A 7,337-nucleotide genomic window follows, 5' to 3' on the forward strand; every position below is an offset into this window, starting at 1 on the left:
CAAAGTCCCCCCAGTATGACCTAGACCGCGTCCTGACATTTTAGCGACCTTTAGTCCACATGCTGCCACCATTGGTCCTAGAGCCATAGATGTTTTATCGCCTACTCCACCTGTTGAGTGTTTGTCTGCCTTGATGCCTTCTATAGAAGATAAATCCAAAACATCACCGCTGTGCATCATAGCCTTGGCAAGATATGAGGTTTCTTTCTCATTCATGCCATTTAGTACTATAGCCATTAGTAATGAGCTTATTTGATAGTCAGGAATAGATCCATCTACAACCCCATCTATGAAAAATTGAATTTCTTCGTCAGTTAGTTCTTCTTTGTATCTTTTTTTGTGTATTATATCTACAAAACGCATAACTATTTCCCCTTTATTTTAATATCCTTGTGCCTGCTTTCCTTGGATTAATTTAATAGCTGAGCTAGTTCCTATTCTATCACAGCCCTCGCTTATGAACATATCTAGGTCTGATATACTTTTAACTCCACCTGCTGCTTTTATTTTTACATTTGGTCCTATGTGCTCCTTGAATAGTCTTATGTCCTCTATAGTCGCACCAGCTGTACCAAAGCCTGTAGATGTCTTTATATAGTCGGCATTTGCTTCTGTCACTGATTTGCACATAGCTATTTTTTCATCTTCAGTTAGGTAGCAGGTTTCTATTATAACCTTTAGTATCTTGTCTCCTACAGCTTGCTTTAGTGCTTTGATTTCTGCTGTTACCTTGTCGTAATCTCCATTTTTGACATCTGATATGTTGATTACCATGTCGATTTCGTTTGCTCCGTTTTCTATAGCTTGCTTAGCTTCTAGGACCTTAGCCTCTGTAGTCGAGTATCCTAGAGGAAAGCCTACCACTGTACATATATTTACACTGTCACCGTATTTTTCCTTGATGCGTGATATGTAGCATGCTGGAATGCAAACTGATGCAGTCTTATAGTGTATTGCTTCATCACATATCTTTTGGATATCCTCCCATGTAGCTGTCGGCTTTAATAATGTATGATCAACGTGTTTTAATAATATCGATATATCCATTTTAGTTTCCTCACTTCTATTATATATTTATAAACTATATTAACTCATTTAATACAGATTCTCCTATGGTATTTTCTGGCATTTCTAAGTTGAAATTATCTGCAACAGTCGCACCGATTGTCGCAAATGATTGTTTTTCTCCTAGGACTCCACTGCCACTCATAGCCGGTGAATAAGCTAAAAATGGAACATATTCACGAGTATGGTCACTTCCAGTATAAGTCGGATCGTTACCGTGGTCTGCAGTTATTATAAGTAAATCATCTTTTGATAATTTTTCTATAACTTTACCTAGATTCACATCGAATTTTTCAAGCTCCTCAGCGTATCCAACTGGATTTCTTCTGTGACCCCAAAGTGCATCAAAATCCACCAAGTTCACAAAACATAATCCCTTGAAATCTCTATCCATTATTTCTAATGTTTGCTCCATTCCATGAACAGAAGACTTAGACTTGTTAGATTCAGTTATTCCTTCTCCATCGAATATATCATTTATTTTTCCAACTGATATAACATCATATCCATTGTCTTTTAATACGTTTAAAACTGTTCTTCCATATGGCTTTAATGCATAGTCATGTCTATTGCTTGTTCTGACAAAATGACCCTTACCTTCTCCAATATAAGGTCTAGCTATAACTCTACCTACCTTGTACTCATCTCTAAGAGTCAGCTCTCTAGCTATCTCACAGCATCTATAAAGCTCGTCTAGCCCAAAAGTTTCCTCATGACCGCATATTTGTAAAACAGAATCTGCCGAAGTGTAGACTATCATATCTCCTGTTTTCATTTGATGCTCGCCTAGTTCGTCTAATATAACTGTACCACTGGCACTCTTATTTCCTACGATGCCGTGACCTGTCTTTGCAGACAACTCGTCTAGTAATTCTTGTGGAAATCCTGTATCTGTGAAAGTCTTAAAAGGTGTAGTTATATAAAGCCCCATCATCTCCCAGTGACCTGTCATAGTGTCCTTGCCGACACTTGATTCCTTCAGCTTCATTTGGTAGCCTAGAGGTTTATCGATTTTATCCACGTGTTTCATAGGGTGCAAGTTTGCTAATCCTAATCTCTGTAAATTAGGTATTTTCAGTGAATCCACTGAATCTGCAATATGTCCTAGAGTATCTACTGAGATATCTCCGTATTTTTTAGAAGTGTCATCTTCCCCTATTCCTAGAGAATCTATTACTATAACAAATATTCTATTGTATCTTTTCATCGCATTTCCCTCTCTAAAATAAATTTCTATATTTATATTTTAATCTTCTTTTATAATTTTTACCCAATATATTTTCAAAAATTAAAAATTTAAAATTATTTTATTCTAAAATTAAATTCATTACTTGAATATAAATATAAAAATAGAGTATAATATAAAAAAAGAGAACTACAATTCTATTGGTACTAGAATAGTAGCTTCAAAAATTATTTTTGTTTTTATAATTTAAAGCCCACTCTTATTGCCAATTTTTGAGTGGCTTTTTACTTTTTTGTATATGTATTTAGCAGTACAACATATTATAGTTGTAACTATGCCAAACAGAACATTCAGTAAAAAATTTTCCATAACATTTCACCTCCTTCCTCAGTAAGGTTACTTTGATATGAAGCTACCACTCTATAGATTGTAATTCTCCGCTACTCATTATAACATCTTTTCTAATATTAAAAACTTAAAAATACCTGGTAATTTAACCCAACAATTAAATTAAATATTTTTGAGAGATTCAATCTAATTTTTACGTAGTATATACTAAATAGAGTAGAAAATATCGCAGGAGAATATTATGGAAAAGAAAATGATCAAAAAAATTCGAAAAAAAGACCCCAAAGGTCTCGATTATATGATAAAAGCATACAGCAAAAAGGTATATTTTTTAGTCAACAAAATAATCGGCTACTACGGAAAAGAAGAGGTTGAGGAATGTGTGAGTGATGTGTTTTTTAAGGTTTGGGAGGATATAGACGAATTCGACGAAGCACGAGGTAGCTTCAGCTCCTTTATATTCATCAAAGCAAAATACCTAGCACTCGACTACAAAAGAAAACTCGAGAAAAATCACCTCGCAAGCTCAGAAATCGACGATAATATTTCCAACAATAAATTGCCAGAACACGAGGTTTTAGATAAAGAAACCAGCCAAGAAATAATCGAAGTAATAAAAAACTTCAAAGAGCCGGACAAAACATATTTCTATCATAAGTACTTCATGTACTATAAAATAGACGAAATAGCTCAAAAATTCGGTGTAACTAGTTCATCTGTAGAAAATAGATTGTATAGATGCAGACTCATAATAAAAGACTTTTTAGAAGGGAGGGCCTAAACTATGAAGGATAAATACACTCATAATTTAATAGATGGACTTGATGAGACAGAATTATTAGGATTAGACTTCGATGGACTAATCGACGATGATGAGCTAAACGACCTGGACATTGATATAGATAAGATAAAAAAGAAAACTCATGAGAAAATAGGAATTAAAAATATCCAAAAGTATAAAAAGAAAGCTGTAATTAAATTCATAGCTACGATAGCTTTGATTTTACTGATAGGTACTCCTATAACACTTGCTTTTGTGAACAATTTTTATTATAAATATGATAACAACAGTGGAAATATTTTAGAAAGCCAAAACCCGATTTACATACTAAAAGAACCTATCGTAAAAGAAATAAATGGTGGCGAAATAAAAATCCTAAATGCTACTGTAACTGAAGATGAATCATTTGAAGATTTTTATGATGGATTGTTACATCCTCTAGGAAAATTTATCAGTTATATATATGGAGGCTATGAACCACCTAGTGATATAAATATTGACTACACTATAAGTAATATTTCAGGATTTAAATATATTAAAATGGATATTATAGCTAATGGTAAAAATATTACAAATCATGACAAAGAATATGATACTCTTTCAAATATTTCTGGTTGTATAGGTTCTACTTTTTATTCTGAAGAAAACAATAAATTTAAGTTGATTGTAACTTTAATGGATAGCGATAAAAAAACTAAAAAATTAGAATTTGATTTAGAATTGGAAAAAGCAAAATCAGTAGAACAATACAACGAAAATATTCCTAAAGATACTGAAAACAACATAACTATAAGTGCTATTACTAAAGAAGAAAAAAACAATCAATTATATGCAGAACTCATAGCTGTTCCAACTTTACAAAATTTCAATTTTGAAGTTGACACATTTGGTAGAGATATATACGACAATAAAGGTAGCAATATATTTTTAGTAGATTCAAATGGAAATAAAATAGAAGGTCAATATGTTGAAGACGATATCAAAAACAATATATTCAAATTCGATACTACAGGAATGAAAAAACCATTCACATTAGAAATAAACGAAATTCGTGTTACAAATGAAAACAATAGCAGAGTTAAAATTTCTCTTCCAAAACTAAAGTTTGGTCAAAGCTTGGAATTAAACAAAAAAATAGACATAGAGAATAAAAATAACTTACTAACAAAAGAAAATCATGGTGTAATTATAAACAAAGTAGAAAGAAATAATATCGATGGTCTAGATAGTTATATAATTGAAATCGAATATCCAAATAATAAAAATTCCAATTTTAAAATTCTAGATTTAGATTTAGGATATCCTTTCTTTTCACTTCCATTTACTGATATGTATTATTCTAGTATTTCTCAAAGCTATGCAAATAGCGAATCTAAGTCACGTATAATAGTAGATTTGCAAGACCAAAATAATCATAATTATACTGGTAGAAATAAACCAAAAGGAGTTAAATTTACAATTTCTCCATATACATATTTAATTAATGGAAATTGGAGATTGAATTTAGATTAAAACTAAAAGTAGAGCTATATATTTTGCTATAGCTCTACTTTTAACTTTTATATAAATACTGACAATTAAAACGTATCTTCCGGTGCAAGTGGTATATATCTAACATTTTTTAAATTGCTTCCTAATCCACCGATCCAATTCTGAGAAGTACGAAATTCTCCAGGATATTTTTCACTTCCCCTTACTCCAGACAATATCCAAATAATTTCAGTTTATCAACTTAAATTTAAATATATCGTAATTACATTTCCATTTATCGCTATAAACTGAAATAACACTGACTTTTAACTGAGAAATCACATATTGACACGTATTAATACGTGTTATATAATTATATATAGAAAGGGGGAAATAAGTTGAAAGTAAGAGAAATTTTAAGACTTGCTTTTGAAAATGGATGGGAAATTAAAAGCCAAAAAGGTTCTCATATAAAACTTATACATAATGAAACTAATAAAACTGCAATAATCCCAAACCATACAGGAGATATAAAAAAAGGTACACTAAATTCTATATTTAGACAGTTGGGGCTTAAATAGTCCCCTCTGGACTACATTTTTGAAAATTAATAAAAAATAAACATTATTTATCTCCAAAATTTATTTCCTTCTTTCCTAAATCATAAAAAGGGGAGCTGATAAAAAATGTACAAAGACGAATATATTTTCTATGGATATTTTACAAAACATAGTGATGACGACTTTGAAGTTAGCTTCTATGACTTTGATAATATTATCACCTGTGGGGAAACACTAGAAGAAGCTTTCAATATGGCAGAGGATGCCTTAAAACTTGAATTATTTGATTTATACTCAGATAATAAAGAAATACCTAAGGCTACGTTTCCAGATATTCCACCAAAGGCTAGCCAAATACCTTTCGTGGTTAAAATTAATTTAAGAGAAACTATAAAGCAATATGACAATAAAGCAGTTAAAAAAACTTTAACTATACCATCGTGGTTAAATACAGAAGCTGAGAGAAATAATATAAACTTTTCTCAAGTGCTTCAAGAGGCATTAAAGCAAAAACTAAATATATCTAAATAGAGCTAGATTCCTAGCTCTATTTTGTTGTTTTTATGACGTCTAAATTAAATATAATTTTCTAAATAAAAAAGATATAGAATATTTATTAATTATTTATAATAACTATCCTATATCTATATTTTAAAATATTATTATTTTTTATTTATCTAAATCTTCAATTACATTCCTATTTCTTTAAATTCTCTACTACCTGGTTTAACTAATTCTATCTTTCCTTCTTTACATAAAGGACATTCGTCAGCATCATAAACTTGGATATCTAATTTTATAGCGCTGTATATTGGCATTCCGATTGGAGCACTAGTTCTGTCTGCTATACAAGCAACACCTATAACTTCTCCACCTAATTCTTCTAATGCTTTTTTAGTTTCTAGAGTTGATTTACCAGTTGTAACAACGTCTTCTGATATTATTATTTTAGCTCCTGGTTTAACTTCGAAGCCTCTTCTAAGTTGCATTACGCCGTCTTTTCTTTCAGTGAAAACAGCTTCTTTGTTTAATTGTCTTCCTAATTCGTAAGAAACTATTACACCACCCATAGCTGGTCCAACTATTAAATCTATGTCTAAGTCTTTTATTTGATCAACAACTGTGCTTAATACTTGTGCTGCGTATTCTGGGTATCTTAAAACTTTTGCACATTGTACATATCTGTTACTGTGTTTTCCTGAAGATAATAGGAAATGTCCTTCTAATAATGCGTCACTTTTCTTTAATATATCTACTACATCTACTTTACTCATGTATATTTTCCTCCGTTTTTATCAATTTTTTAAACTACTTTTTTAATTTTTATCTTTATTATACTTTATTAATTTTATAAAAATATATATTTACTCTATTTTTTGTTTATTTTGCATAAATTTTAGCTATTATTTAATAAATTTTAACGATTATTTAGATTTATATTCAATTATTTTGGCTTATATTTTCACTTCTAAATTAAATTTTCATAAAAAAGCTTAAAATTTCATAAAATTATATACCATAAACATATCTTATGAGATTCTTCTTTCCATTCCACTTTATTAATTCTAAAAACTTTTTTAAAAAAATTAAATAATCCCTCTAATTTCATCTAAAGATTTTATGCCTTCTCTTTCCATAAAATCATTGATTCCATCAACTATTTCAAGTCCCGCTCTAGGATTCATGAAATTAGCTGTTCCAACTTGTATGCATGTTGCGCCTGCCATGATAAATTCTATGGCGTCTTCAGCTTTTGTGATGCCGCCCATACCGAATACAGGGATTTCAACGTTTTTGCACACTTGGTGAACCATTCTAAGTGCTATAGGTTTTATAGCTGGTCCTGATAAACCTGCGTATACATTTTTGAAAACAGGTTTTCTATTTTTTATATCTATTGCAAGAGCTTGGAATGTATTTACTAGAG

Annotated in this window: 9 protein-coding genes and 1 pseudogene; 4 read left to right on the forward strand and 6 right to left on the reverse strand. The window is 30.6% G+C overall.

Features of this window, described 5'->3' with window-relative positions; all coding sequences use genetic code 11:
* The 3 genes and pseudogenes from deoA to MR593_RS10975 all read right to left on the reverse strand — a co-directional run.
* Nucleotides 1–363, reverse strand: a pseudogene (gene deoA / locus MR593_RS10965) (pyrimidine-nucleoside phosphorylase); the annotation flags it as partial.
* Nucleotides 364–381: 18 nt separating this feature from the next.
* Nucleotides 382–1,047: a deoxyribose-phosphate aldolase gene (gene deoC, locus MR593_RS10970; protein WP_290692809.1), complete on the reverse strand. Its 666-nt coding sequence runs from the start codon at nt 1,045–1,047 to the stop codon at nt 382–384.
* Between the two features lie 34 nt (nt 1,048–1,081).
* On the reverse strand, nt 1,082–2,272 hold the full coding sequence (locus tag MR593_RS10975) for a phosphopentomutase (RefSeq protein WP_290692812.1): 1,191 nt from the start codon (nt 2,270–2,272) through the stop codon (nt 1,082–1,084).
* A 568-nt stretch (nt 2,273–2,840) separates the two neighbouring features.
* Here MR593_RS10975 and MR593_RS10980 point away from each other — a divergent pair.
* Nucleotides 2,841–3,380, forward strand: coding sequence for a sigma-70 family RNA polymerase sigma factor (locus tag MR593_RS10980; RefSeq protein ID WP_290692814.1), 540 nt, complete (start codon nt 2,841–2,843; stop codon nt 3,378–3,380).
* Between the two features lie 3 nt (nt 3,381–3,383).
* Nucleotides 3,384–4,892 carry a hypothetical protein gene (locus MR593_RS10985; protein ID WP_290692816.1) on the forward strand — a complete coding sequence of 503 codons (1,509 nt, stop codon included), beginning with the start codon at nt 3,384–3,386 and terminating at the stop codon, nt 4,890–4,892.
* Nucleotides 4,893–4,957: 65 nt separating this feature from the next.
* Here MR593_RS10985 and MR593_RS10990 read toward each other — a convergent pair whose 3' ends face one another.
* Nucleotides 4,958–5,086: a hypothetical protein gene (locus MR593_RS10990; protein ID WP_331474834.1), complete on the reverse strand. Its 129-nt coding sequence runs from the start codon at nt 5,084–5,086 to the stop codon at nt 4,958–4,960.
* Nucleotides 5,087–5,248: 162 nt separating this feature from the next.
* Here MR593_RS10990 and MR593_RS10995 point away from each other — a divergent pair, with 162 nt between their 5' ends.
* Nucleotides 5,249–5,431: a type II toxin-antitoxin system HicA family toxin gene (locus MR593_RS10995; protein ID WP_290692818.1), complete on the forward strand. Its 183-nt coding sequence runs from the start codon at nt 5,249–5,251 to the stop codon at nt 5,429–5,431.
* 105 nt (nt 5,432–5,536) lie between these two features.
* The gene (locus tag MR593_RS11000) at nt 5,537–5,941 is read left to right on the forward strand and encodes a type II toxin-antitoxin system HicB family antitoxin (RefSeq protein ID WP_290692820.1); all 405 of its coding nucleotides are present in this window, start codon (nt 5,537–5,539) and stop codon (nt 5,939–5,941) included.
* A gap of 158 nt (nt 5,942–6,099) precedes the next feature.
* Here the strand turns inward: MR593_RS11000 and pyrE are convergent, their stop codons facing one another.
* Both pyrE and MR593_RS11010 read right to left on the reverse strand, forming a co-directional pair.
* Nucleotides 6,100–6,684: an orotate phosphoribosyltransferase gene (gene pyrE, locus MR593_RS11005; RefSeq protein WP_290692822.1), complete on the reverse strand. Its 585-nt coding sequence runs from the start codon at nt 6,682–6,684 to the stop codon at nt 6,100–6,102.
* Nucleotides 6,685–6,996: 312 nt separating this feature from the next.
* Nucleotides 6,997–7,337: HisA/HisF-related TIM barrel protein (locus MR593_RS11010; protein ID WP_290692824.1), on the reverse strand; the 341-nt coding region annotated here is incomplete at its 5' end.

It is taken from the genome of Intestinibacter sp. (assembly GCF_022780145.1).
GTDB lineage: Bacteria > Bacillota > Clostridia > Peptostreptococcales > Peptostreptococcaceae > Intestinibacter.

Bases quoted from the DNA above. Each gene is read 5' to 3' on its own strand.
- pyrE (WP_290692822.1), bottom strand. From the start codon at position 6,684: ATGAGTAAAGTAGATGTAGTAGATATATTAAAGAAAAGTGACGCATTA.
- MR593_RS10980 (WP_290692814.1), top strand. From the start codon at position 2,841: ATGGAAAAGAAAATGATCAAAAAAATTCGAAAAAAAGACCCCAAAGGT.
- MR593_RS11000 (WP_290692820.1), top strand. From the start codon at position 5,537: ATGTACAAAGACGAATATATTTTCTATGGATATTTTACAAAACATAGT.
- MR593_RS10975 (WP_290692812.1), bottom strand. From the start codon at position 2,272: ATGAAAAGATACAATAGAATATTTGTTATAGTAATAGATTCTCTAGGA.
- deoC (WP_290692809.1), bottom strand. From the start codon at position 1,047: ATGGATATATCGATATTATTAAAACACGTTGATCATACATTATTAAAG.
- MR593_RS10985 (WP_290692816.1), top strand. From the start codon at position 3,384: ATGAAGGATAAATACACTCATAATTTAATAGATGGACTTGATGAGACA.